Origin of the sequence: Streptomyces sp. NPDC048255, from assembly GCF_040652415.1 — a bacterium.
GTDB lineage: Bacteria > Actinomycetota > Actinomycetes > Streptomycetales > Streptomycetaceae > Streptomyces.
Genome location: NZ_JBEZMA010000026.1, coordinates 62,464 through 84,505, shown reverse-complemented (window position 1 = coordinate 84,505; position 22,042 = coordinate 62,464). Strand labels below are relative to the sequence as shown.

At 73.5% G+C, this 22,042-nt stretch carries 21 protein-coding genes; 12 read left to right on the top strand and 9 right to left on the bottom strand.

From position 1 onward, the window contains the following. Positions 1 to 18 precede the first annotated feature (18 nt). Positions 19 to 663: an alpha-ketoglutarate-dependent dioxygenase AlkB gene (locus AB0D94_RS21305; protein WP_362054126.1), complete on the top strand. Its 645-nt coding sequence runs from the start codon at positions 19 to 21 to the stop codon at positions 661 to 663. Between the two features lie 28 nt (positions 664 to 691). On the opposite strand, the gene AB0D94_RS21300 is transcribed toward AB0D94_RS21305, so the two are convergent. Together AB0D94_RS21300 and AB0D94_RS21295 are read right to left on the bottom strand one after the other, a co-directional pair. Beyond that, positions 692 to 985, bottom strand: a complete 294-nt coding sequence (locus tag AB0D94_RS21300) for a YkvA family protein (RefSeq protein ID WP_362054123.1) — start codon at positions 983 to 985, stop codon at positions 692 to 694. Between the two features lie 54 nt (positions 986 to 1,039). Continuing rightward, positions 1,040 to 1,504, bottom strand: a complete 465-nt coding sequence (locus AB0D94_RS21295) for a MarR family transcriptional regulator (RefSeq protein WP_362054120.1) — start codon at positions 1,502 to 1,504, stop codon at positions 1,040 to 1,042. Between the two features lie 121 nt (positions 1,505 to 1,625). Here AB0D94_RS21295 and AB0D94_RS21290 point away from each other — a divergent pair, with 121 nt between their 5' ends. The 3 genes from AB0D94_RS21290 (at position 1,626) to AB0D94_RS21280 (ending at position 4,622) form a co-directional block, all read left to right on the top strand. Continuing rightward, a complete protein-coding gene (locus tag AB0D94_RS21290; RefSeq protein ID WP_362054117.1) occupies positions 1,626 to 2,180 on the top strand; it encodes a DoxX family membrane protein in 555 nt (184 codons plus the stop codon). A 152-nt stretch (positions 2,181 to 2,332) separates the two neighbouring features. Beyond that, complete coding sequence (locus tag AB0D94_RS21285; RefSeq protein ID WP_362054114.1) at positions 2,333 to 4,150, top strand: glycoside hydrolase family 15 protein; 1,818 nt, start codon at positions 2,333 to 2,335, stop codon at positions 4,148 to 4,150. A 67-nt stretch (positions 4,151 to 4,217) separates the two neighbouring features. Further along, the gene (locus tag AB0D94_RS21280; protein WP_362054111.1) at positions 4,218 to 4,622 is read left to right on the top strand and encodes a VOC family protein; all 405 of its coding nucleotides are present in this window, start codon (positions 4,218 to 4,220) and stop codon (positions 4,620 to 4,622) included. A 55-nt stretch (positions 4,623 to 4,677) separates the two neighbouring features. Here AB0D94_RS21280 and AB0D94_RS21275 read toward each other — a convergent pair whose 3' ends face one another. Then, positions 4,678 to 6,771 (bottom strand): SpoIIE family protein phosphatase, encoded by a 2,094-nt coding sequence (locus AB0D94_RS21275; RefSeq protein WP_362054171.1) that lies wholly within the window; start codon positions 6,769 to 6,771, stop codon positions 4,678 to 4,680. A 332-nt stretch (positions 6,772 to 7,103) separates the two neighbouring features. Here AB0D94_RS21275 and AB0D94_RS21270 point away from each other — a divergent pair, with 332 nt between their 5' ends. Beyond that, positions 7,104 to 7,841: a class I SAM-dependent methyltransferase gene (locus tag AB0D94_RS21270; protein WP_362054108.1), complete on the top strand. Its 738-nt coding sequence runs from the start codon at positions 7,104 to 7,106 to the stop codon at positions 7,839 to 7,841. 104 nt (positions 7,842 to 7,945) lie between these two features. Here the strand turns inward: AB0D94_RS21270 and AB0D94_RS21265 are convergent, their stop codons facing one another. Further along, positions 7,946 to 8,854, bottom strand: a complete 909-nt coding sequence (locus AB0D94_RS21265; protein ID WP_362054105.1) for an alpha/beta hydrolase fold domain-containing protein — start codon at positions 8,852 to 8,854, stop codon at positions 7,946 to 7,948. Between the two features lie 211 nt (positions 8,855 to 9,065). Here AB0D94_RS21265 and tdh point away from each other — a divergent pair, with 211 nt between their 5' ends. The 3 genes from tdh to AB0D94_RS21250 all read left to right on the top strand — a co-directional run bounded on the left by tdh (position 9,066) and on the right by AB0D94_RS21250 (position 12,748). Beyond that, positions 9,066 to 10,094, top strand: a complete 1,029-nt coding sequence (gene tdh / locus AB0D94_RS21260) for an L-threonine 3-dehydrogenase (protein ID WP_362054102.1) — start codon at positions 9,066 to 9,068, stop codon at positions 10,092 to 10,094. A gap of 437 nt (positions 10,095 to 10,531) precedes the next feature. Beyond that, positions 10,532 to 11,740 carry a glycine C-acetyltransferase gene (locus AB0D94_RS21255; RefSeq protein ID WP_362054099.1) on the top strand — a complete coding sequence of 403 codons (1,209 nt, stop codon included), beginning with the start codon at positions 10,532 to 10,534 and terminating at the stop codon, positions 11,738 to 11,740. Positions 11,741 to 11,833: 93 nt separating this feature from the next. Then, positions 11,834 to 12,748: a LysR substrate-binding domain-containing protein gene (locus AB0D94_RS21250; protein ID WP_362054096.1), complete on the top strand. Its 915-nt coding sequence runs from the start codon at positions 11,834 to 11,836 to the stop codon at positions 12,746 to 12,748. Between the two features lie 48 nt (positions 12,749 to 12,796). On the opposite strand, the gene AB0D94_RS21245 is transcribed toward AB0D94_RS21250, so the two are convergent. Both AB0D94_RS21245 and AB0D94_RS21240 read right to left on the bottom strand, forming a co-directional pair. After that, positions 12,797 to 13,654 (bottom strand): MBL fold metallo-hydrolase, encoded by an 858-nt coding sequence (locus AB0D94_RS21245; RefSeq protein ID WP_362054093.1) that lies wholly within the window; start codon positions 13,652 to 13,654, stop codon positions 12,797 to 12,799. Beyond that, positions 13,651 to 14,430 carry a DeoR/GlpR family DNA-binding transcription regulator gene (locus AB0D94_RS21240; RefSeq protein ID WP_362054090.1) on the bottom strand — a complete coding sequence of 260 codons (780 nt, stop codon included), beginning with the start codon at positions 14,428 to 14,430 and terminating at the stop codon, positions 13,651 to 13,653. Before AB0D94_RS21240 ends, AB0D94_RS21245 begins: the two co-directional genes overlap by 4 nt. Positions 14,431 to 14,618: 188 nt before the next feature. Here AB0D94_RS21240 and AB0D94_RS21235 point away from each other — a divergent pair, with 188 nt between their 5' ends. From AB0D94_RS21235 to AB0D94_RS21220, 4 genes are all read left to right on the top strand, one after another. Beyond that, positions 14,619 to 15,521 (top strand): SIS domain-containing protein, encoded by a 903-nt coding sequence (locus tag AB0D94_RS21235; protein ID WP_362054087.1) that lies wholly within the window; start codon positions 14,619 to 14,621, stop codon positions 15,519 to 15,521. Next, the gene (locus AB0D94_RS21230) at positions 15,518 to 16,354 is read left to right on the top strand and encodes a class II fructose-bisphosphate aldolase (RefSeq protein ID WP_362054084.1); all 837 of its coding nucleotides are present in this window, start codon (positions 15,518 to 15,520) and stop codon (positions 16,352 to 16,354) included. The genes AB0D94_RS21235 and AB0D94_RS21230 overlap by 4 nt, the downstream gene beginning before the upstream one ends. Before the next feature lie 154 nt (positions 16,355 to 16,508). Further along, complete coding sequence (locus tag AB0D94_RS21225) at positions 16,509 to 17,063, top strand: DinB family protein (protein WP_362054081.1); 555 nt, start codon at positions 16,509 to 16,511, stop codon at positions 17,061 to 17,063. A 131-nt stretch (positions 17,064 to 17,194) separates the two neighbouring features. After that, positions 17,195 to 18,385 (top strand): acyl-CoA dehydrogenase family protein, encoded by a 1,191-nt coding sequence (locus tag AB0D94_RS21220; RefSeq protein WP_362054078.1) that lies wholly within the window; start codon positions 17,195 to 17,197, stop codon positions 18,383 to 18,385. Between the two features lie 62 nt (positions 18,386 to 18,447). On the opposite strand, the gene AB0D94_RS21215 is transcribed toward AB0D94_RS21220, so the two are convergent. From AB0D94_RS21215 to AB0D94_RS21205, 3 genes are all read right to left on the bottom strand, one after another. Further along, entirely contained in the window at positions 18,448 to 19,359 is a 912-nt protein-coding gene (locus tag AB0D94_RS21215; protein ID WP_362054075.1) for an ADP-ribosylglycohydrolase family protein, read from the bottom strand. 115 nt (positions 19,360 to 19,474) lie between these two features. Then, positions 19,475 to 20,545: a DUF1152 domain-containing protein gene (locus AB0D94_RS21210; RefSeq protein ID WP_362054072.1), complete on the bottom strand. Its 1,071-nt coding sequence runs from the start codon at positions 20,543 to 20,545 to the stop codon at positions 19,475 to 19,477. Further along, positions 20,542 to 21,981 (bottom strand): radical SAM protein, encoded by a 1,440-nt coding sequence (locus AB0D94_RS21205; RefSeq protein WP_362054069.1) that lies wholly within the window; start codon positions 21,979 to 21,981, stop codon positions 20,542 to 20,544. Before AB0D94_RS21205 ends, AB0D94_RS21210 begins: the two co-directional genes overlap by 4 nt. Positions 21,982 to 22,042 lie beyond the last annotated feature (61 nt).

The following is a 22,042-nucleotide window of genomic DNA, read 5'->3' as shown; positions in this document are numbered from 1 at the left end:
TGGGGTTACGCTGGGGCCATGCGCGCGCTCCATGGGCTCCACGGTCTCCAGGGCTCCCTCTTCGACCAGGGCGACGAGATCCGGCCCGGTCCGCTCGCCGGTGTGCGGCGGACCGAGCTCGGGGACGGCGCCTGGGTCGACCGGCTGCCCGGCTGGCTCCTCGGGGCCGACGCGCTGTTCGAGCGGCTGGCCGCCGAGGTGCCCTGGCGTGCCGAGCGGCGGCAGATGTACGAGCGCGAGGTGGACGTGCCCCGCCTCCTCGCCTTCTACGGCGAGGGCGCGGAGCTGCCGCACCCCTCCCTCGTTGAGGCGCGCGAGGCGCTGACCCGCCACTACGCCGCCGAACTCGGCGAGCCTTTCACCACCGCCGGGCTGTGCCTCTACCGCGACGGCCGCGACAGCGTCGCCTGGCACGGTGACCGCACGGGCCGTTCCTCCACCGAGGACACCATGGTCGCGATCGTCTCGGTCGGGGACCCGCGCGATCTCGCCTTCCGCCCCCGGGCGGGCGGTCCCACACTGCTGCGGCTGCCGCTGGGGCACGGCGACCTCGTCGTCATGGGCGGCTCCTGCCAGCGGACCATGGAGCACGCCGTACCGAAGTCGACGCGGGCCGTCGGCCCGCGCATCAGCATCCAGTTCCGCCCCCGGGGTGTGCTCTGAGGCTCTCCCGGGCTCGTCCGGGGGAGCGCTACGGGGTCCCGGGCTCCTTGACGGGCCGGACCGCCGCCGCGGCCGCGTGCAGTGACCGCAGGGTCAGCAGCAGTACGCCGATGTCGTCCAGGTACACCGGGTCCGGAACCAGATCCACGGGCGAGACGGTGTAGATCACCGCGGCCCAGAAGAGCGCCTTGTCGCGCAGCGGGATGCCCGAGTCGAGCAGCAGCCGCCGCGCCCTGAGGACCCGTACGAGCAGCACGGCGGCGGCGACCGCAAGCGCGGCCGCGACGAGCGCGGCGACCGTGAGCCAGACCGTTCCGTCCATGCCGCCCGTATACCCCGATTCCCGGCCCCGATATCAGTGCGGTGGGTCCGCCGTTCAGCTGTCCTGCTCGCGTAGGCGGCGGCTGACCTCGCCCAGCCCGGCGGCGATCGCGTCGAGCTGCTCGGGGGTCAGTACGTCCACGAGGACCTCCCGGACCGTCGCCACGTGCCCGGGCGCGGCCTCGTCCAGCCGGGCGCTGCCCGCGTCGGTGAGGACGGCGAAGACCCCGCGCACGTCGGAGGGGCAGCTGCGGCGGCGGACCAGCCCGGCCTTCTCCATCTGCGTGATCTGGTAGGTCAGCCCGCTCTTGGAGTTGATCAGACCGTTCGCGAGCTCGGTCATGCGCAGTTCGCGCCCGGGCGCCGCGGCGAGTCGTACGAGGATCTCGTACTGCGGGTGCGAGAGCCCGGAGTCGTCCTTGAGCTGCTGGTCGAGGCGGCGGTTCACCAGAGCCGACGCGGCCAGGAAGCCGCTCCAGGCCCGCATCTCGCGGTCGTCCAGCCATCTCGTTTCAGCCATGGCCCCAGCCTACACAGGTTGTTCCAATTTGAATCAATGGTTATGGTCGGTGTCCGGCGGTTCGAATTTGAACAACCTCCCGTCCCCGCTTCCCGGACCGCCCGACCGGAAGGATCCCCCCATGACCAGCCCCTCCGTCACCACGACGAAGCCGCAGGCCTCCGCACCGTCCGGCCCGGCCGCCCCCTCCACCGCCGGGTACGACGCCGGCCTGCTGCTCCTGCGCATCGTCCTCGGCCTGACCATGGCGGCCCACGGCTCCCAGAAGCTCTTCGGCTGGTTCGGCGGCGGCGGCATCAGCGGCACCGGCCAGTTCTTCACCGCCAGCGGCTACCCCGCCGGCGACGCCATGGCCGTCCTCGCCGGACTGACCGAGACCCTGGGCGGCCTCGCCCTCGCCGCCGGCCTGCTCACCCCGCTCGCCGCCGCGGCCCTCGTCGGCACCCTCGTCAACGCGATCGTCGTCCACGGCACGGGAGCCTTCTTCGCCCCCAAGGGCATCGAGTACGAACTGCTCCTGACCGCCGGCGCCGCCGCCCTCGCCCTCACCGGCCCCGGCCGGTACGCCGCCGACCGCTTCCTGCCCGTGCTGCGCGGCCACCGCCTGGCCCACGGCGCCCTCGCCGTCGTCCTCGGCCTGGCCCTCGGCGGAGCCCTCCTCCTCGTCAAGAACTAGCGGCGTCTCGCCGGCGCCTCCGCGCCGAGCGCCAGGTCGTGTCGTCAAAGTGCCGTCTGGCTGACGCCACTTTGACGACACTCCCTAGCGCGCACGAGGGTGCCCGGGGCCCGCGCTGATTGGCTCCGGGCATTCGGGGGAAGAGCGCACAAATGACACAACCCATCGAAGACTACGCACTCATCGGCGACCTGATGACCAGTGGGCTGGTCGGCCGCGACGGGTCCATCGACTGGCTGTGCCTGCCGCGCTTCGACTCGGGGGCCTGCTTCGCCAAGCTCCTCGGCGACCAGGAGAACGGCCACTGGCGCCTCGCACCCCTCGGCGCCGCCGACGGCGAACAGTGCACCCGCCGGACCTACGTCGACGGCTCGTTGATCCTGGAATCCCTCTGGGAGACCGACACCGGCACCGTCAAGGTCATCGACTTCATGCCGCAGCGCGACGTCGCCCCCGACGTCATCCGCATCGTCGAAGGCGTCTCCGGCAGGGTCAGGATGCGCAGCACCCTGCGACTGCGGTTCGACTACGGCCACGTAGTCCCCTGGGTGCGCCGCAGCGACGGCGACCGGGTCGCCGTCGCCGGACCCGACTCCGTCTGGTTCCGCAGCGAACCCCCCGTCCGCACCTGGGGCGAGGCCAACAGCACCCGCTCCCAGTTCCCCGTCGCCGCCGGACAGCGCGTGGCCTTCGTCCTCACCTGGCACCCCTCGCACGATCCGCGCCCCGCGCCCTGCGACCCCTTCGCAGCCCTGGAGCAGAGCCTCGCCGACTGGGCGGAGTGGACCGCCCAGTGCCGCTACGAAGGCCCCTACCGGGAGGCGGTGACCCGCTCCCTGATCACCCTCAAAGCCCTCACCTACGCGCCGACCGGCGGCATCGTCGCCGCGGCCACCACCTCCCTCCCCGAGGAGCTCGGCGGCGTCCGGAACTGGGACTACCGCTACTGCTGGCTGCGCGACTCCACCCTCACCCTCGGCTCCCTCGTCGCCACCGGCTTCCTCGACGAGGCCCGCGCCTGGCGCGCCTGGCTGCTGCGCGCCGTCGCCGGTGACCCCGCCGACCTCCAGATCATGTACGGGATCGCCGGTGAGCGGCGGATCCCCGAGGCCGAGCTGCCCTGGCTGCGCGGCTACGCCTCCTCCGCCCCCGTACGGGTGGGCAACGCCGCCGTCGACCAGCTCCAGCTGGACGTGTACGGAGAGGTCCTGGACTCCCTGCACCTGGCGAGGTCCGCAGGCCTCGCCGCCGAGCACCACGCCTGGAAGATCCAGCTCGCCCTCCTCGACTTCCTGGAGCAGAACTGGCGCCGCCCCGACGAGGGCCTGTGGGAGGTGCGCGGCCCGCGCCGCCACTTCGTGCACTCCAAGGTGATGGCCTGGGTCGCCGCGGACCGGGCCGTGCGGGCCCTGGAGAACGACCCCTCCATCCCCGGCGACGTGGTGCGCTGGCGGGTCATGCGGGACGAGGTGCACCGGGACGTGTGCGAGAAGGGCTACGACCCCGAGCGCAAGACCTTCACCCAGTACTACGGCTCCCGCGAGCTGGACGCCGCGACCCTGCTGATCCCCCGGGTCGGCTTCCTGCCGCCGGAGGACCCCCGCGTCATCGGTACGGTCGACGCGGTACGGGAGGAACTCGGCCGCAGCGGCCTGGTCCGCCGTTACAGCACCGAAGGGCCCTCCATCGACGGACTGCCCGGTGACGAAGGGGCCTTCCTGGCCTGCTCGTTCTGGCTGGTGGACGCCCTGCACCTGACGGGCCGCGGCAAGGAGGCGCGGGACCTGTTCGAGCGGCTGCTGGCCGTACGCAACGACGTGGGACTGCTCGCCGAGGAGTACGACCCGATCGCCGGGCGCCAACTCGGCAACTTCCCCCAGGCGTTCAGCCACGTCGGCCTGGTGAACACCGCCCTCACCCTGGCCACCGGCGAGCCGCCGACCAAGCCCGACGAGGACGCCGGCGGCTGAGACGCGTCCGCGGATTTCGCACCGCCGGTTCCGTCTGGGCCCGGCGCCGCAGGGTAGACGCGGGGTCATGACTGTCGCGAAGACGAGCGTTCTCGTACTGGACTGCGCCGAGCCGGAGTCGCTGGCCCTCTTCTACGCCGAACTGCTCGGCGCCGGCGTACGCGCCGGGGAAGGGCTCGACATGGTCGAAGTCGTCGGCGGGGCGGGCGTACACCTCGCGGTCCGCCGGGACCACGGCTACGCGCCGCCGAGCTGGCCACGCCCGGAGGACTCCCAGCAGGCACACCTGAGGATCCTGGTCGCCCCCGGCGACCTGGACGAGGCCGAGCGGGAAGCCGTCTCCCTCGGCGCCCGGCCGGTGTCGGCCGACCCGGAGCAAGGCCCGCGCGACGCACGCCTCTTCAGCGACCCGGCCGGCCACACCTTCACCCTCGCGGCCTCCACCGCACCGCACTTGGCCGACATGAGCTAAGGCGCGTGTCGCGCGTACGCCGAACCGCTCCGCACCGCTCCGAGCCGGCCGTGCGCTACGCCTCCGGCGCGTCCGGCCCGTTGGTACGGGACGCCAGCAGCAGGGCGATGTCGTCCGGCCGGTCCGCGCCGCCCGTCCCGCCGATCAGCAGGTCGGCGGTCTCGGTCAGAGGGGCCGGCGGCGCCGCGGCCAGGGCCAGCCGGAGCCGCTCGATCCCCACGTCGATGTCCGCGCCCGGTTTCTCCACCAGCCCGTCCGTGAACAGGGCCAGCACCGCGCCCCGCGCCAGCCGCAGCTCGGCGACCGGATACGTGGCCTCCGGGTCGATGCCGAGCACCACCCCGCCCGGCAGGTCCAGCACCTCCGTCCGGCCGCCGGGATGACGCAGCAACGGCTGGGGGTGCCCGGCCCGGACGGCCGTGGCGGAGCCCGAGGCCGGGTCCAGCAACACGTAGCAGCAGCTCGCGAACTGGCCCGGATCCAGGTCGATGAGCAGCTGGTTGGTCCCGCTCATCACCTGCTGCGGGGTACTGCCGCTGAGCGCGAAGGCCCGTACCGCGCTGCGGAGCTGGCCCATCGTCGCCGCGGCCGCCACCCCGTGGCCCTGCACGTCGCCGATGACCAGGGCCAGCAGCCCGGCGCCCGTCCCCACGACGTCGTACCAGTCGCCGCCGACGTCCATCCCCTGCGTGCCGGGGAGGTAGCGGCCGACCGTCTCCACCTGCTCGCGCACCGGCAGGCGGCGCGGCAGCAGGGCCGCCTGGAGCCCGCGCGCGAGCGCCGCCTCGCTGTCGTAACGCCGTGCCCGCTCCAGGGCTTGAGCGATCAGCCCGGCCAGCGCGGTCAGCACCGTACGCTCCTCCGGGCTGAAACCCCGCGGCACGTCGAAGCCGAGGATGCACGAGCCGACCGGCCGCCCCGAGGCGATCAGCGGCAGGAAGGCCCGGGCCCCGACACTGGCGTCCAGCGGGATGCCCGGGTAGGCGGCGGCCAGGTGCTCCATCGACTCGAAGAACAGCGGCCGCCCCGAGGTCAGGCACTCCACGCCCGGCAGCCGTACGTCGAGCCCGACCCCGTCGAACCCGTCGAGGAACCCCTTGGGGAAGCCGGTCTCCCACGCGAGGTGCAGATGCCGCTCGTCGAGCATGTAGATCGCCAGCTGGCGGCCGCCGAACGCCGGCAGCAGCTCCTCGGTCACCACCACCGACACCTGACGGGCGGTGACCGCCTCGGTCAGCGCGATGGCGAGGGCCACCGGCCGGTAGAGCGCGGAGGCCCGGTCGGCGGGGGAGCCCAGACCCGCGCCCGGCCGCGCCACCGACCCCGGGGCGTAGGCGGGGCTCTCCTGCGACGAGATCATCAGGGTCACTCCGGAGTGCCCCGGGTAGAGCCCCACCGACAGCCAGTCCCCGGCCGGGTCCCCGCCCCGCCGGGCCGAGAAGTGCACCGGCTCGGTGGACATGAACACGGCCCGGAAGTGGTCCTCGAACGCGGGATGCCCGAGCCAGGGCAGCGCCTCCCACACCACCCGGCCGAGCAGCCGGCCCGCGCCGAGGCCGACGAGGTCCGCGGCGGCGGCGTTGAGGAAGCGGATCCGGCCGTGCCGGTCGACGGAGAGCAGCGCCTGCGCGAGCCGGTCCGCGGCCTCCCGGGCGCCGTCGCCCCCCGAGAGCGGGTCCACCAGCACCGGATCGCCCTCCCACACCACCGGCACGCCCTCGGCCGCCAGCGCGGCGAGCTCCTGGCCCAGCCGGTCCGCGGCCTCGCGCAGCCGCTCCCGGTCCAGGGCGCTCACCGGGACCCCGGGGGTCACCTCGCGCAGCACCAGCAGCACGCCGAACCGCTGCGTCCCGGCCGTGACCGGTTCGTACAGCGAGGCGAAGGGGAAGGGCAGCCCGGCCATCAGCTGCGGGAACCGGCGCATCGACGCCTCCGCGTCGTGCAGGTGCACCGACTGCCCCGAGCGGTACGCCTCGGCCACCGGGTACGGGCGGTTCACGTGCATCCGCCACCAGGGCCGGAACAGCAGCCCCGGGAGGCCCGCGAGCACGGCCATCAGGAGCAGCCCGTCGGTGCGGGAGCGCAGGTAGACCCCGCCCGCGTACCCGCCGACCGCCGCCACCGCGTCGACGGCCGCCCGCGTGAGCACGGAAGCCGTGGCCGGGGCCGCGGCCGTGGCTGTGACTGTGGCTGTGGTGTCAGGGGCGGGGCCGTCACCGTCCGGTCTCGCCGTCACACCGCCAGGATGCGCCCTCGGCGGTGCTGCCCGCACCCCGGGGCCGGGCAGCACCCCAAGGTGCTGCCCGCCCCTGGTCGCGCTGAGCTCCGTACGCCCCGTAGGCCCTGAGCAGCCGCGATAGGCCGACCGCTTCCCTCGTCCGGGGGACGGGCAGCCGTACGGGCCGTGATCCGGACGCGGCACGGGGCACGATACGGACGCGTCGCACCCCCCACCCCCCGGCCGGCCCCGGAAGGCACAGCATGAGGTTCCAGTACGACATCCTCGGCGAGCGGTACGCGGAGACCACGGCCACGGCCGCCTTCTCGGCCGCCGACACGTACACGCTGCACGGTGCGCTCGACGCGCTCGGCGGGGTACACGGCCTGGACACCCTCGACCTGGCCTGCGGATACGGCTACAACACCCGGCTGCTGGCCCGCGGCGGCGCCCGCCGGGCCGTCGGCGTGGACGTCTCCGAGGAGATGATCAAGCTGGCGCGCGAGCACGAGGAGGCGGAGGACCGGCCGGACATCGAGTACCACGTCGCCGACGCCGCAGGCCTCCCCGACCTCGGGCCCTTCGACCTCGCCACCGCCGTCTACCCCTTCAACCACACCCCAGACCGCAGCTCGCTGCACGCCATGTTCCGGTCCGTCCGCGCCAGCCTGCGCCCGGGCGGACGGCTCCTCGCCATCGTGCCCAACGCCGGGGCGTTCCCCCGCGTGGACTGGTCGCCGTACGGGGTCCGCATCCTCGACCGGATCCACGCCGGAGACGCGCCCCTGCTCAAGGCGCACTTCCTGATCGACCCGCCGGTTCCCTTCGAGTTCCACGAGTGGGCCCACGCCGACCTCGCCGAAGCGGCCGTCGAGGCGGGCTTCAGCACGATCGGCTGGCAGCCGAACCGCACCCCGCCCGCCGACCACGTCCGCGACGAGGCCTACTGGACGGCGTACCGCGCCTGGCCGATCAGCTCACTGATGACCTGCACGGCTTAGCTACGGTGTGGGTGTCGGCGAGGGGTGTCGGCGAGGGGTGTCGGCGAGCGGTGTCGGCGAGCGGTGTCGGCGAGCGGTGTCGGCGAGCGGTGTCGGCGGGCCGGTCACCCCTGGCCCGCCGACCGGGTCAGCTGCACGATCCGGTCGCGCGCCGTCCGCCCCTCCGGCACCGGCATCAGCGGGTACCCGTGCGGCAGCCCGGCCTCCTCGTGGAACTCCACGTCCGTCCCGTCCGCGCGGGCACGGCGCACCAGCTCCCTGCTGTCCGTGGTCAGCAGGTCCCGCGTCCCCGTGAACACCGTCAGCGGCGCCAGCCCCTCGAAGGACCCGCGCAACGGGCTCACCCGGGGATCGTCCGCGTCCAGGGTCCCCGCGTACAGCCTTCCCGCCTCCCGCAGCCCCGGGCGGGCCAGCATCGGATCGCCCGCCTCGATCGCCGCCTGGTCCGGATGGCTCATGGTGAGGTCGAGCCACGGCGAGATCAGCACGATCCGGGAGGGCTGCGCCCCCGTCCGGTCACGCAGCCGCTGCGCCGCGGCCAGCGCCAGCCCGGCACCGGCGGAGTCCCCGATGAGCACCGTCCCGCCCGCGCCGCCGGCCGCGATCAGGCCGCTGAGCAGATCGGCGGCCACCGGGACCGTCCGGTCGGCGGTACCGCGCGGCGCGAGGATGTACGCCGGTACGACCACCCGCGCCCGGGCCCGCGTGACCAGGGTCCGGATCAACGCCCAGTGCGGGCGGACCAGCTCGTTGACGTAGCCGCCGCCGTGCACGTACAGCACCTGCGCCGCCGGCTCCGCCTCCCGCGGGGAGACGTCGTACACCGGCCAGGCCCCGACGAACGTCCGCGATATCTCCGCCACCCGCCCCAGCGACCGCGGCGGCAGATGGGACGCCGGTCGGCGGGCGGACTGCGCCACCCGGGTCCGTACCGCCTCGGCGCTCGCGAACCGTCTTCGCCGTCCCGCCGCGATCAGCGCCGCCGACAGCGCCCTGCTGCGCAGACTCGGCACGCCCCTCACCTCCCCTTTTCCCCCGGCCGTCACCGGCCCGGGCCCTGCCCCGTCACCTGAGGAGCATAGGTGTGAAGCTGGGCTGTCGACCCGCTTAAGAAAGTCTCGATGGACTGATCACCACGCATCTCGGCAGATTGGTGCCCGTCACCGACGCCGTCCGCGCCCCGCGCCCCGCGGCGCCCCCTTCCGCATGCCTGGAGCCACCCCCATGAAGGCACTCGTCAAGCACAAGGCCGAGCCCGGCCTGTGGCTCATGGACGTCCCCGAGCCCGAGTACGGCCCCGGCGACGTGCTGATCAAGGTGCTGCGCACCGGCATCTGCGGAACCGACCTGCACATCCGCGCCTGGGACGGCTGGGCGCAGGGCGCGGTCAAGACCCCGCTCGTCCTCGGCCACGAGTTCGTCGGCGAGGTCGCCGCGATCGGCGCGGACGTCCGCGACATCGAGACCGGCGCGCTCGTCAGCGGCGAGGGTCACCTGGTGTGCGGCAAGTGCCGCAACTGCCTGGCCGGCCGCCGCCACCTGTGCCGCAGCACCGTCGGGCTCGGCGTGGGCCGCGACGGCGCCTTCGCCGAGTACGTCGTGCTGCCCGCCCAGAACGTGTGGGTGCACCGCACCGCGGTCGACCTGGACGTGGCCGCGATCTTCGACCCCTTCGGCAACGCCGTGCACACCGCGCTGTCCTTCCCGCTGGTCGGAGAGGACGTACTGATCACCGGCGCCGGCCCGATCGGGATCATGGCGGCGGCCGTCGCCCGGCACGCCGGCGCCCGCAGCGTGGTCATCACCGACATCAGCCCCGAGCGCCTGGAGATCGCCCGCAAGGCGGGCGCCACGCTCGCCGTGAACGTCGCCGAGTCCTCCATCGCCGACGCCCAGCGGACGCTCGGCCTGCGCGAGGGCTTCGACATCGGCCTGGAGATGTCCGGCCGCCCCGAGGCGATGCGCGACATGATCGACAACATGACGCACGGCGGCCGCATCGCCATGCTGGGCCTGCCCGCGCAGGAGTTCCCGGTGGACTGGGCGAAGGTCGTCACCTCGATGATCACCATCAAGGGCATCTACGGCCGCGAGATGTTCGAGACCTGGTACGCGATGACGGTGCTGCTCGAAGGCGGGCTCGACCTCAGCCCGGTCATCACCGGCCGCTACTCGCACCGCGACTTCGAGGCCGCCTTCGACGAGGCGTCCACCGCCCGCAGCGGCAAGATCATCCTGGACTGGACGGCGTAGGGGGTGTCCCGCCGGTCAGGCCGGGCCCGGGGCGGCCGGCACCGCGCCCCGCCGTGTTCTCGTCGGTCGCCGACGCTCCGCGTCGACTCCCTCCTCGGCCTCGCGATCCACGGCGCCGGCCGCCCCGGGCTGATCCGGCCTGACCGGCGAGACATCCCCTAGGCGCCGACCGCCCCGTAGACCATCTCCCTCCGGCCGGGCCCCGCACACCCTCCCCCCTCCGCGGGGTCCGGCCCCCCCTCTTCTGACTCCGCCGTACCAGGGGGGTGCCCGGTGGATCATGGCCGGGCCCGGCCCGCCCGGCACCGCGGCTTGCCGCGTTGTCGTCGGTCGTCAATGCTCCGCAGTGACTCCCTCCTCCGCCTTGCAATCCACGGCACCAGCCGACCCGGGCTTTCCGACCCTGATCCACCGGACACCCCCTAGGAGAACCGCACATGTTCGAGTCCGTCCGCGAGGACCTGCGCTCCACCCTCGACGAGATCCGCGCCGCCGGCCTGCACAAGCCCGAGCGCGTCATCGGCACCCCGCAGAACGCGGCCGTCGCCGTCACCTCGGGCGGCGCCCCCGGCGAGGTCCTCAACTTCTGCGCCAACAACTACCTCGGTCTGGCCGACCACCCCGAGGTCGTCGCCGCCGCGAAGGACGCACTGGACCGCTGGGGCTACGGCATGGCCTCGGTCCGCTTCATCTGCGGCACGCAGGAGGTGCACAAGGAGCTGGAGGCACGGCTGTCGGCCTTCCTCGGCCAGGAGGACACCATCCTCTACTCCTCCTGCTTCGACGCCAACGGCGGCGTCTTCGAAACCCTCCTCGGCGCCGAGGACGCGGTCATCTCCGACGCCCTCAACCACGCTTCGATCATCGACGGCATCCGGCTGTCGAAGGCCCGCCGCTACCGGTACGCCAACCGTGACCTCGCCGAGCTCGAGACCCGGCTCAAGGAGGCCACCGAAGCGGGCGCCCGCCGCAAGCTGATCGTCACCGACGGCGTGTTCTCGATGGACGGGTACGTCGCCCCGCTCGCGGAGATCTGCGACCTGGCGGAGCGCTACGACGCCATGGTCATGGTCGACGACTCCCACGCCGTCGGCTTCGTCGGCCCCGGCGGCCGCGGCACCCCGGAACTGCACGGGGTCATGGACCGCGTCGACATCATCACCGGCACCCTCGGCAAGGCCCTCGGCGGAGCCTCCGGCGGCTACGTCGCGGCCCGCGCCGAGATCGTCGAGCTGCTGCGCCAGCGCTCGCGCCCGTACCTCTTCTCCAACTCCCTCGCCCCGGTCATCGCGGCGGCCTCCCTCAAGGTCCTCGACCTGCTGGAGTCGGCCGGCGACCTGCGCGAGCACCTCGCCGCCAACACCGCGCTCTTCCGCACGAAGATGACCGAGGCCGGCTTCGAGATCCTGCCCGGCGACCACGCCATCGCCCCGGTGATGATCGGCGACGCGGCGGAGGCGGCCAAGATGGCGGAGCTGCTGCTGGAGCGCGGGGTCTACGTGATCGGCTTCTCCTACCCGGTGGTCCCGCTCGGCGCGGCCCGCATCCGCGTGCAGCTCTCGGCCGCCCACTCCACGGCGGACGTGGAGCGTGCGGTGGCGGCCTTCGTCGACGCCCGAGCGGCACTGGCGGCCACGAAGGCCTGACGGGCCGGCAGGGCTGGTGGGGCGGCTGGGGCCCGCGTTCCGCGCGGGGCCCGGGCGGCCTGGGCGGCCCAGGCGGCCTGAGACAATGGTGGGGTGATCGACCCCCGCCGGCTGCGCATCCTGCGTGCCGTGGCGGACCACCGTACGGTGACCGCCGCGGCCGCAGCCCTGTACCTCACCCCCTCCGCCGTCTCCCAGCAGCTCGCGGCGCTGGAGCAGGAGACCGGCCACGCGCTGCTCACCCGCAGCGGCCGGGGCGTACGGCTCACCGCGGCCGGGGAGATCCTGGTCGGGCACGCCAACGAGGTGCTGGCCCAGCTGGAGCGGGCGGAGGCCGAACTCGCGGCGTACGCGGGCGGCTCGGCGGGCGAGGTCACGGTGGCGGCCTTCGCCACGGGCATCGCCGAGGTCCTGGCCCCGGCGATCGCCCGCCTCGCGCGGGAGCACCCGGGCATCCGGCTGCGGGTCCGGGACGCCGAGGGCGACCAGAGCCTGCCGATGCTCCTGGACGGCGAGGCGGACCTCGCCCTGGCGGTCGAGTACCGGGGCGGCCCGGGCGCGGACGACGCGCGGCTCTCGGTCCTGCCGCTGTACGCGGAGCCCTTCGACGCGGTCCTGCCCGCCGGGCACCCGCTGGCCCAGCTGCCCGCGGTGTCGCTGGCGGACCTCTCCGACTCGGACTGGGTGGGCCAGTACCCGGGCAACCCCTGCCACGACGTGACGCTGCTGGCCTGCGAACTCGCTGGCTTCCAGCCCCGGTTCCGCCACTCCTCCGACGACTTCCGCGCGGTGACGGCCCTGGTGGGCGCGGGGGCCGGGGTGGCCCTCGTACCGCGCTCGGCGCTCCGCGGCATGGACCTCAAGGAGGTCCAGGTCCGCCCGGTCACCGGCGCGTCCGCGACCCGCCGGGTCTTCGCGGCCACCCGCCGCGGCGGCGAGACCCACCCGCTCATCGCCCCGGTCCTGGCGGCTCTGGTCCGCGAGTCGGAACGCCTCCCGGCGCACTGACCGGGGCCGGTCGGACCGGACCCCCGACTGCCTCCGGATTCCGGGTACTCAGCCGAGCGTGAAGACGGCTCCGGGCGCGGCGTGTGCGACGGGCCGGGCGTAGTGCGCCGAGGCGCGGGCCACCGCCTCGTCGGGGGTCAGGTCCCGGCCCACGTGTGTGACGACCAGCTGTGCGGCGCCCGCGGCGGCCGCCGTCGTACCGGCCTCCTCGGGCGTGTGGTGGAGGTGTTCGCCCTCGTCCCGCGCCGGCCGCCGGGCGCTCTCGGCCTCGCACAGCAGCAGATCGCACCCCTCGGCGAGGTCCGTCAGAGCGGCGCACGGAGCCGTGTCCCCGGAATAGACCAGCGCCCGGCCGCCGGCCTCGACGCGGACGGCGAAGGCGGGCATTCCGTGCGTCACGGCGCGGCTGGTGAGGGTGAGCGCCCCGACCTGCGCCCGGTGTCCGTCGGACAGCTCGTGGACGGCGAAGGCGGACTCGACCGGGCTGCGCGCGGGGCCGTTGGTGAGGAACCCGGCGAGCCGGTCGGCGATGCCCGGCGGGCCGTACAGCGGCAGCGGCGCCGCCCGCCGGACGTCGGCGAAGAGCAGGCCGTAGTACGCGGTCAGCAGGTCCGCGCTGTGGTCGGCGTGCAGGTGCGAGATCCAGACCGCGTCCAGCTCGCCCAGCCCGGTGTACCGCTGGAGCGGGCCCAGAGTGCCGCTGCCGGCGTCCATCCAGACGCGCGTGCCGCCCCCGGACACCAGGTAGCCGGAACAGGGGTTGCCCGCAGTCGGATACGGCGTGGCACTGCCGAGGACGGTCAGGCGGAGGGGGTCGAGGCGGAGCGGATCGGGGCGGAGGGGTTCGGGCCGGAGGGGATCGCCGATCGGGCCCGGGGGCCGGGTGGGGTGCGGGACCTGGTTCATACCCTCAGCACCTCCACCCCCGCCGCCTCGAACGCCGCCGTGTCACCGGGGGTCAGGCCCGTGTCCGTCACCAGGACGTCCACCGACGAGGTCGCGCAGATGCGGGCGAAGGCGCGCGCGCCGAGTTTGCTGGAGTCCGCCGCGATCACCACCCGGTGGGCCCGTTCGCACAGCAGGCGGTTGATCGACGCCTCGTCCTCGTGCCGGGTCGCCGCGCCCTCCGCCGGGTCGAAGCCGTCCACACCGAGGACGGCCGTGTCCACGCTGAGCTGCCCGAGGACCGCCTCGGCGAGGGGGCCCGTGAGTTCGTACGACTGGGGGCGGGCGACGCCCCCGGTCAGCACGATCTTGAACTGCGGGCGGATCACCAGCTCGCCGGCGATGTTGAGGGCGTTGGTGACCACGGTGAGCGCCGGCGTGCCCGTGGCCAGGTCCGGGCGTCCGGCCAGCGCGCGGGCCACCTCGGTGGTCGTGGTGCCGCCCGTCAGCCCGATCACCTCGCCCGGGGTGATCAGGGCTGCCACCGCCTCGCTGATCCGGCGCTTCTCGGCGGCGCGGCGCGAGGTGCGGTAGCGCAGGGGGAGTTCGTACGAGACCCCGTGCAGCACCGCCCCGCCGCGCGTGCGGACCAGGAGCTGCTGTTCGGCGAGCTGGTCGAGGTCGCGGCGGATGGTCGCGGCGGACACGCCGAGGGTCTCCGCCGCCGGCTCCACCTCCAGCTCACCCCGGTCCACCAGCAGGTCCAGCAGTGCCTGCCAGCGCTCCTTGCGGGTCATCGGCCGCCCCCTTCGGTGTTCTCCATCGGCTCCATTGGCCTACCGCCGACATTAACTCAGGGCGATCACCCCGTAGATGCTTGAAGTTGCGCGAAAATGGCAGCTACCTTGCAGGAAAACGCATCCGCGCCTGGGTGCCGTCCGGACAAAGCACCATCCAGACCCATTCGCCGTATCAGGGAGCCTGCATGAGTCACGTCGCGTACGAGTTGGGCACGCAGCCCGAATGCTGGGAGCGGGCCGCCGAACTGGCCCCGGCCCGGCGGGCGGTGCTGCCGCAGCGGGGGGAGCGTACCGCGATCGTCGGCTGCGGGACCTCGTATTACATGGCCCAGGCTGCCGCGGCGTTGCGCGAGGAGGCGGGGGAGGGGGAGACCGACGCCTTCCCCGCCTCGGAGTTCCCCCGCCACCGGCGCTACGACCGCGTCGTCGCCCTCACCCGGTCGGGGACCACGACCGAGGTGCTGGACCTGCTGGCCCGGCTGCGCGACGCCGGCGTCCCCACGACCGCGGTCATCGGCGATCCGGCGACCCCGGTGATGACGGTCGCCGACGAGCTGGTCGTCCTCGACTTCGCCGACGAACGGTCGGTCGTGCAGACCCGCTTCGCGACCACGGCCCTGACCCTGCTGCGCGCCCACCTCGGCCTGCACGGCGCGGGCGTCGTGGCCGACGCCCGGACGGCACTGGCCGAGCCGCTGCCCGCGGAGCTGGAGGGCCGGGGGCAGTTCACCTTCCTCGGCCGCGGCTGGAGCGTGGGCCTCGCGCACGAGGCGGCGCTGAAGATGCGCGAGGCCTCGCTGTCCTGGGCGGAGTCCTACCCGGCGATGGAGTACCGGCACGGCCCGATCAGCATCTCGGGGCCCGGCACCGTCACCTGGTCGCTCGACGAGGCCCCCGACGGGCTCGCCGAGCAGGTCCGCGACACCGGCTCCCAGTGGGTGGCCGGCCGGCTCGACCCGCTGGCCGAGCTGGTCCGGGTGCACCGGCTGGCGCTCGCCGTGGCCGCCCATCAGGGGCTGGACCCGGACGCACCGCGCAACCTGACCCGCTCGGTGATCCTCACCGCGGGCGAGGAGGCGGTCCGATGAGCCTCGTTCCCGCCGGTCCGCTCGTCCTGGAGGCGGCCGCCGTGGGCCGCGCCGTCGCCGCGTTCAACATCATCACGCTGGAGCACGCCGAGGCCGTGGTGGCCGGGGCCGAAGCGGCCGGGCTGCCCGTCATCCTGCAACTGAGCGAGAACGCCGTGAAGTTCCGCGGCGGGCAGCTCCTGCCCATCTCCCGCGCGGCCGCCGCCTGCGCGGACGCGGCCGCGGTCCCGGTCGGCCTGCACCTGGACCACGTCAAGAGCCCGGACCTGCTGCGGCAGGCCTGCGACGCCGGATTCAGCTCCGTGATGTACGACGCCGCGCACCTGCCGTACGGCGAGAACCTGGAAACCACCCGCTCCGCCGCCGACTGGGCCCACGCCAACGGGTTGTGGATCGAAGCGGAGCTGGGGGAGGTGGGCGGCAAGAACGGGGCCGCCCCACTGGACCCGCACGCGCCCGGGGCGCGTACGGACCCCGACGAGGCGCGGCGGTTCGTCGCCGACTCGGGGGTCGACGCGCTGGCCGTCGCCATCGGCAGCAGCCACGCGATGACCAGCCGCACCGCCGCCCTGGACCACGCGCTGCTGGCCAGGCTGGCCAAGTCGGTGGACGTGCCGCTGGTGTTGCACGGTTCCTCGGGGCTGCCGGACGCGGAGCTCGCGGCGGCCGTCTCGGGAGGCATCCGCAAGGTCAACATCGGTACGGCGCTGAACGTGGCCATGACCGAGGCCATCCGCACCCACCTGACCCCGGCGGACCCCCGGCCCTACCTGACGGCGGCCCGCGCGGCGATGGCGGTGACCGCCGAGGCCATGATCAGAGCCCTCGACTGACCGGCGCAGGGGACGATCACGGGCGCGCAGCGGGTGCCTTCGCCGCGCGTCCGCGTCCGCGTCCGCGTCCGCGTCCGCGCACGCCGCGCTCCGCTCAACTCCGCCCGCCCGTCCGCTCGTTCCGCCTCCCGTCCCACCGCGCATAATCGCCGGTATGACGAACGGAAGCCGCAGAGCTGAGATATTCACGGTCGACGCCGCACCGGACCACCGCTTCACCGGCCCGGCGACCGGCGACGAACGACGCGTGCTGGTCGCCTTCCTGGCCGACCAGCGCGCGACCCTGGAGCTCAAGTGCTCGGGCATGGGGGAGGAGTTGTCCCGGCAGGCCGTGGAACCGTCCACGCTCTCCCTGCTCGGCCTGGTGCGCCACCTCGCCGACGTGGAACGCCGCTGGTTCAGGACGGTCCTGGCGGGGCAGGACGCCGTGCCGCGCTTCTCCTCGGCGGCGGACCCCGACGGGGCCTTCGACACCGCGCACTCCGGCCCGGGCGCCGTCAGGGAGGCCTGGGCCGCGTGGCGGGCCGAAGTGGCCTTCGCCGATCGCTTCGTCGCCGAGGCTCCCGACCTCGACGTCGAGGGCGAAGACGCGTGGCGCGGGAGGGTCTCCCTGCGCTGGGTCCTCGTCCACATGGTCGAGGAGTACGCCCGCCACAACGGCCACGCGGACCTGCTCCGGGAACGGATCGACGGGGCCGTGGGCATCTGAGGACGCGCGGCCGCACCACAGGCCGCGCCGTCAGTTCGGCGCCGTGCACCCCTTCCGGATTCTTGGAACAGGTTCTAGTCTGCCCCCGCCGCCACAGCGACCGGCTGGACTGCGAGACTCCCGGAGGGGCCGTGCACCTCGAATACACGCCAGAGCAGCAGCAGTTGCGCGCCGAACTGCGCGCCTACTTCGCCGAGTTGGTGCCCGAGGACGTCTACGCCCGCTACGAGGACCCGGCCGCCCAGAAGCGCTTCTACCGGGAGACCATCCGCCGGCTCGGCGCCGACGGCTGGCTCGGCGTCGGCTGGCCCAAGGAGTACGGGGGCCGCGGCATGTCCCCGATGGACCAGTTCATCTTCTTCGACGAGGCCGCGCAGGCCGTCGTACCACTGCCCCTGATGGCCCTCAACACCGTCGGTCCGACCATCATGCAGTTCGGCAGCGACGAGCAGAAGGCGTACTTCCTGCCGAAGATCCTCTCGGGCGAGATCGACTTCGCGATCGGCTACAGCGAGCCCGACGCGGGCACCGACCTCGCCGCGCTCAAGTGCAAGGCCGTCCGCGAGGGCGACGAGGAGAGCGGCACCTACGTCGTCAACGGCCAGAAGATCTGGACCACCAACGGCGACACCGCCGACTGGGTCTGGCTCGCCGTGCGCACGGACCCGGACGCGCCCGCGCACAAGGGCATCACCATGCTCCTCGTGCCGACCTCCGACCCCGGCTACTCCTGCACCCTCATCAACACCCTCGCCTCGCACGACACCACCGCCAGCTACTACGAGAACATCCGCGTCCCCGCGAGCCACCGCGTCGGCCAGGAGAACAAGGGCTGGCGCCTGATCACCAACCAGCTCAACCACGAGCGCGTCACCCTCGCCGCCCACGGCACGATGGCCATCCGCGCCCTGCACGACGTCCAGCGCTGGGCCGCCGGGACCAAGCTCGCCGACGGCCGCCGGGTCATCGACCTCTCCTGGGTCCGCGGGCGCCTCGCCCGCACCCACGCCCGGCTCGACGCGATGAAGCTGCTCAACTGGCAGATGGTCAACGCGGTCCAGGACGGCACCCTCACCCCGCAGGACGCCTCCGCCGTCAAGGTCTACGGCTCCGAGGCCCGCAGGGACGCGTACGCCTGGCTGATGGAGGTCGTCGGCGCGGCCGGCTCCCTCAAGGACGGCTCCGCCGGTGCGGTCCTGCACGGCGAACTGGAACGCGGCTACCGCAGCGCCGTGATCTTCACCTTCGGCGGCGGCAACAACGAGGTCCAGCGCGAGATCATCTCCTGGATCGGCCTGGGCATGCCGCGAGTCCGCCGCTAGCCCGTTGTGAGCCGCCGGACTCGGACGCCCGTCCGAGGAAGGCGAACGCGAAGGTTCTTCACCTACTCCGACATGGACGGCGGAAGCGGTTCACGGGCCGCGTGCCAGGCGGGCGGAAGGGCGGCGACGCCCGTGCGGGCGGCGATGACCCCGCCCACGATGGCGCACGTGGTGTCGATGTCGCCGCGCCCGGCGACGGTGGACCACAAACCCTCGTGCAGGTCGTCCAGGTGTCCCGCCGCGCACCAGAGGGCGTAGGGGACGGTGTCGGGCCCGGACATGCGGTAGCCGGAGCCCAGGACCTCCGCGGCGTGCCGGACCGAGGTGTGCTCCGGCATCCGGGCCGCGATCCGCACCCCGGACCGGACGTCGCCGACGGGTAGCCGTTCGGCGACGGCCCGGAGGAAGTCCGGCCGCGCCGGGGCGGGCCCGCCCCGGCTGCGCGTGGCCAGCGCTGCGGCCACGGCGACCGCCACCGCCGCGGTGGCCGCCTCCGGGTGGTGGTGCGAGACCGCGCTCTGCCCGGCGGCCTGCGAGGCGACCACGTCGAGGTCGGCGGCGTGCCAGGCGCCGAGCGGGGCGACGCGCATGGCCGCGCCGTTGCCCCAGGAGCCCTGCCCGCCGAACTGTTCACTGACCACTTCACGCCAGGGCTCGCCCGCGCCGATCCGGCGGAGCACGTCGTGCATCGAGGCTCCGTAGCCGCGGTGAGTGTCGTCGGCGTAGGCCTCGGCGAGGCGCAGGGCGAGGCGGTCCTGGTCGACGGTGCCGCCGCCCTCGGCGAGTTCCCGGACGAGGACGAGCGCCTGGGCGGTGTCGTCGCTCCACCTCCACAGCGGCTCCGGGGGCAGCGTCCGTGCCTCCAGCGCTGTCGGGCCTTCGCGGCGCAGGATGCCGAACCAGCAGTCACCGAAGGCATCACCGAAGGCGAGCCCGGACAGCGAGTCCAGCGCGGCGGCAGGCAAGTTGATCATCGGAGCAGTATGGCAAGGCGGTTGCGCCCCGGCACTCCGATTTCGGTGCGGCCATGCTGCGTACGAGGGGAGGGCCCGGCGTACCGGACGTGGGCCGGGCCCTTCGACGTGCGGGTCAGGTCAGCTGGAGCAGGGGGGTGTCGGTGTCGAGGACGTGCCGGAGGGCCGGGATGTCCGTCCAGGTGAGGCCGAGGGTGCGGGCGGCGTACCGGAGGGTGACGTGGTCGGCTCCGTCGGCCGCTTCGCGGAGGGTCTTCATGACCTCGTCCTGGCCGAGGAAGGCGGTCCCGCAGGCGGTCCCGCAGGCGGTCGGGCCTTGTCGGGGGCTCCGGTCGCGTTCGGGCTCCAGCCCGTGGATGCCGGTGATCCGGTGGGAGAGGGCGGCCGCCGCGTCCAGGGTTGCCGGGCGCTCGTCGAGGAGGGCCTGTGCGACCGGGTTGTGGCCGATGGCCTCCTGAAGCGGCAGGTGGTGCAGCTGGGGGGAGACCTCGGTGAGGTGGAGGGTGCCGTTGACGGTGCGGACGGTGCCGCGGGCGCCGTGGACGGCGGCGGCCCACAGCGCGGATGCCTCGGAGGGGTGCCAGGCCAGCGCGGCGGCGGCCGCCGAGGCCGCACCCCGGCCGGGGGTGAGGGGGTGGCGTCCGGTGAGGCGTTCGAGGAGGGGCTGTTCGCCGATCTCCCCGTCGAGGCCGGGGCCTGCGACGTAGACCGTGGTGGGAATGCCGGTGAGGTGGCAGGCGGCGAGGGTGAAGGCATCCCCGAACGGGCTGCGCAGGGTGGGCTCGTCGCCGTGGGTGAGGATGTCGCCGCCGATGTCGACGATGCGGATCCGGCCGCCTGCGGCCTCGGCCATGGATGCGATCTGGTGGGCCAGGGAGGAGAGCCCCTGGGCGGGGTCGAGCAGCAGCAGCCGGGCGGGCAGGTCCCTGGCGAGGCCGGGGAGGGTGGATCCGGCCGGGAGGCGGGCGCGGGTGGCGGGCGTGAACGCCGCGGCGCCGCCGGCTCCGCGGGCCAGCCCGGCGAAGTCCCGTTTCCCGAGGGGTCTGGCGGTGGGGTCGACCTCGGGGCGTTCCCATGCGTAGGTGGCGATCAGCGGCGGCGCCGGGTCGAGGGTGATGGTGCGGGCGGCGACGAGGGTGCCGATGGGGTCCCCTCCGCCGCCCGCCGCGACGTACAGGTCGGTCATGCGGCGCCCTCGCGCAGGTCGATGCCGGTGATGCGGACGGGGGTTGCTCCCATGTTCCGCTGGGCGCGGGCGTTCGCCGCGTGGAGGTTCTCGTAGTACTCGCGGTCGAGGCCCTTGACGGGCTCGGAGTAGAACATCCACGACAGGACGTCCCGGTACTTGAAGCCCTTGGGGGTGAGCTGGATGCGGCGGCCGATGCGGTGGATCAGCCCGTTGGCCTCGGCCGCGTCGAGGACGGGTTCGAACTCGGCGGCGTGCTTCTGGTAGCCGAAGCGGTCGAGCTCCGTGAGGTCGAGGTCGAAGGAGTCGAGGACGAGGCGCTTGCGGACGATCTCCTCGCCGGTCAGTTCGATGCCGGTGACGGGGGCGATCTCGTGGTTCCTGGCCTTCTTGATGTAGTCGGCGACCTCGGCGATCGAGGGCTTCACGCTGCCGGTCATGTAGTCGAGCACGCTGGTGTAGGAGCGGGCGCCGACGCCGAGGCCGAGCAGGGGGACGCCGTGGAAGGTGAGGACCTTCTGGACGTAGCCGCCGCGGCCGGGCTTCTTGTAGCGGACGGAGCCTTCCTGGACGTAGCCGTGGTCGAGGAAGACCTGGCGGGCGTAGTCGTAGCGGTCGTACAGCTCCGGCTGCCACATGTACTGGTAGGAGCCGGTCTTGGAGAACCAGGCGTCCGGCCGCACGGTGAGGAAGTAGGTGCTGATGGTGGTGGGCTGGAGCGCGGCCAGTTCGTTCACGCTGTGGCGCCAGGTCTCGGGGGTCTGTCCGGCGAAGCCCATGATCAGGTCGGTGGACAGGTCCGGCAGGCCGAGTTCCTGTGCGGTGCGGATCGCGCGGCGGATGACGCCCTCGTCCTCGCCGCCGCGGCCGGCTTCGCGGATCTCGCGGGGGACCAGGGACTGGATGCCGACGTTGGCGCGGGTGAGGCCCATGTCGATGAGGGCCTTGAACTCCCCGGGTTCGTCGGCGATGGAGGACGGGGTGGCCTCGACGGCGACTTCTTCGACGGTGGAGCGCCAGTTGGGGTAGACGGCGCCGATGGTGCTGAAGATCTGCTCGAAGTGGCGGGGCTTGAGGAGGGCGGGGGTGCCGCCGCCGATGTAGACGGTGCGCAGGCGCCGGGCCTGGATGATCTCGGCCTGATCCTGGATCTGGGTACACAGGGCGTCGGTGTAGGCGTCGAAGACGTCCTCGTCGGTGCTGATGACGGTGTAGAGGTTGCAGAAGCCGCATTTGCGGTCGCAGAAGGGGACGTGCAGGTAGAGGTTGAGTTCGGGGACCTGGTAGTTCGCGAGGTCCGCGGCCCACACCTCGGGGACGGTCCACTTGCCCTCCGGGAGGGGGCGGTAGGTGGAGCGGGGCGGGTAGGAGTACTGGTAGGGCGGGATGACGCCCTGGTCGATGTGGTCGGCGAGCTGCTGGCGCAGGCTGGTCACGGTGTGCTCGTTCCCCGTTCGGGTCGCGGTGCGGTTTACCTGGCGTGGCGATCCGACCACG

Excerpts from the sequence above, each read along its gene's own strand:
- AB0D94_RS21305 (WP_362054126.1), top strand. The coding sequence starts at position 19 with ATGCGCGCGCTCCATGGGCTCCACGGTCTCCAGGGCTCCCTCTTCGAC.
- AB0D94_RS21300 (WP_362054123.1), bottom strand. The coding sequence starts at position 985 with ATGGACGGAACGGTCTGGCTCACGGTCGCCGCGCTCGTCGCGGCCGCG.
- AB0D94_RS21295 (WP_362054120.1), bottom strand. The coding sequence starts at position 1,504 with ATGGCTGAAACGAGATGGCTGGACGACCGCGAGATGCGGGCCTGGAGC.
- AB0D94_RS21290 (WP_362054117.1), top strand. The coding sequence starts at position 1,626 with ATGACCAGCCCCTCCGTCACCACGACGAAGCCGCAGGCCTCCGCACCG.
- AB0D94_RS21285 (WP_362054114.1), top strand. The coding sequence starts at position 2,333 with ATGACACAACCCATCGAAGACTACGCACTCATCGGCGACCTGATGACC.
- AB0D94_RS21280 (WP_362054111.1), top strand. The coding sequence starts at position 4,218 with ATGACTGTCGCGAAGACGAGCGTTCTCGTACTGGACTGCGCCGAGCCG.
- AB0D94_RS21270 (WP_362054108.1), top strand. The coding sequence starts at position 7,104 with ATGAGGTTCCAGTACGACATCCTCGGCGAGCGGTACGCGGAGACCACG.
- tdh (WP_362054102.1), top strand. The coding sequence starts at position 9,066 with ATGAAGGCACTCGTCAAGCACAAGGCCGAGCCCGGCCTGTGGCTCATG.
- AB0D94_RS21255 (WP_362054099.1), top strand. The coding sequence starts at position 10,532 with ATGTTCGAGTCCGTCCGCGAGGACCTGCGCTCCACCCTCGACGAGATC.
- AB0D94_RS21245 (WP_362054093.1), bottom strand. The coding sequence starts at position 13,654 with ATGAACCAGGTCCCGCACCCCACCCGGCCCCCGGGCCCGATCGGCGAT.
- AB0D94_RS21240 (WP_362054090.1), bottom strand. The coding sequence starts at position 14,430 with ATGACCCGCAAGGAGCGCTGGCAGGCACTGCTGGACCTGCTGGTGGAC.
- AB0D94_RS21235 (WP_362054087.1), top strand. The coding sequence starts at position 14,619 with ATGAGTCACGTCGCGTACGAGTTGGGCACGCAGCCCGAATGCTGGGAG.
- AB0D94_RS21230 (WP_362054084.1), top strand. The coding sequence starts at position 15,518 with ATGAGCCTCGTTCCCGCCGGTCCGCTCGTCCTGGAGGCGGCCGCCGTG.
- AB0D94_RS21225 (WP_362054081.1), top strand. The coding sequence starts at position 16,509 with ATGACGAACGGAAGCCGCAGAGCTGAGATATTCACGGTCGACGCCGCA.
- AB0D94_RS21215 (WP_362054075.1), bottom strand. The coding sequence starts at position 19,359 with ATGATCAACTTGCCTGCCGCCGCGCTGGACTCGCTGTCCGGGCTCGCC.
- AB0D94_RS21210 (WP_362054072.1), bottom strand. The coding sequence starts at position 20,545 with ATGACCGACCTGTACGTCGCGGCGGGCGGCGGAGGGGACCCCATCGGC.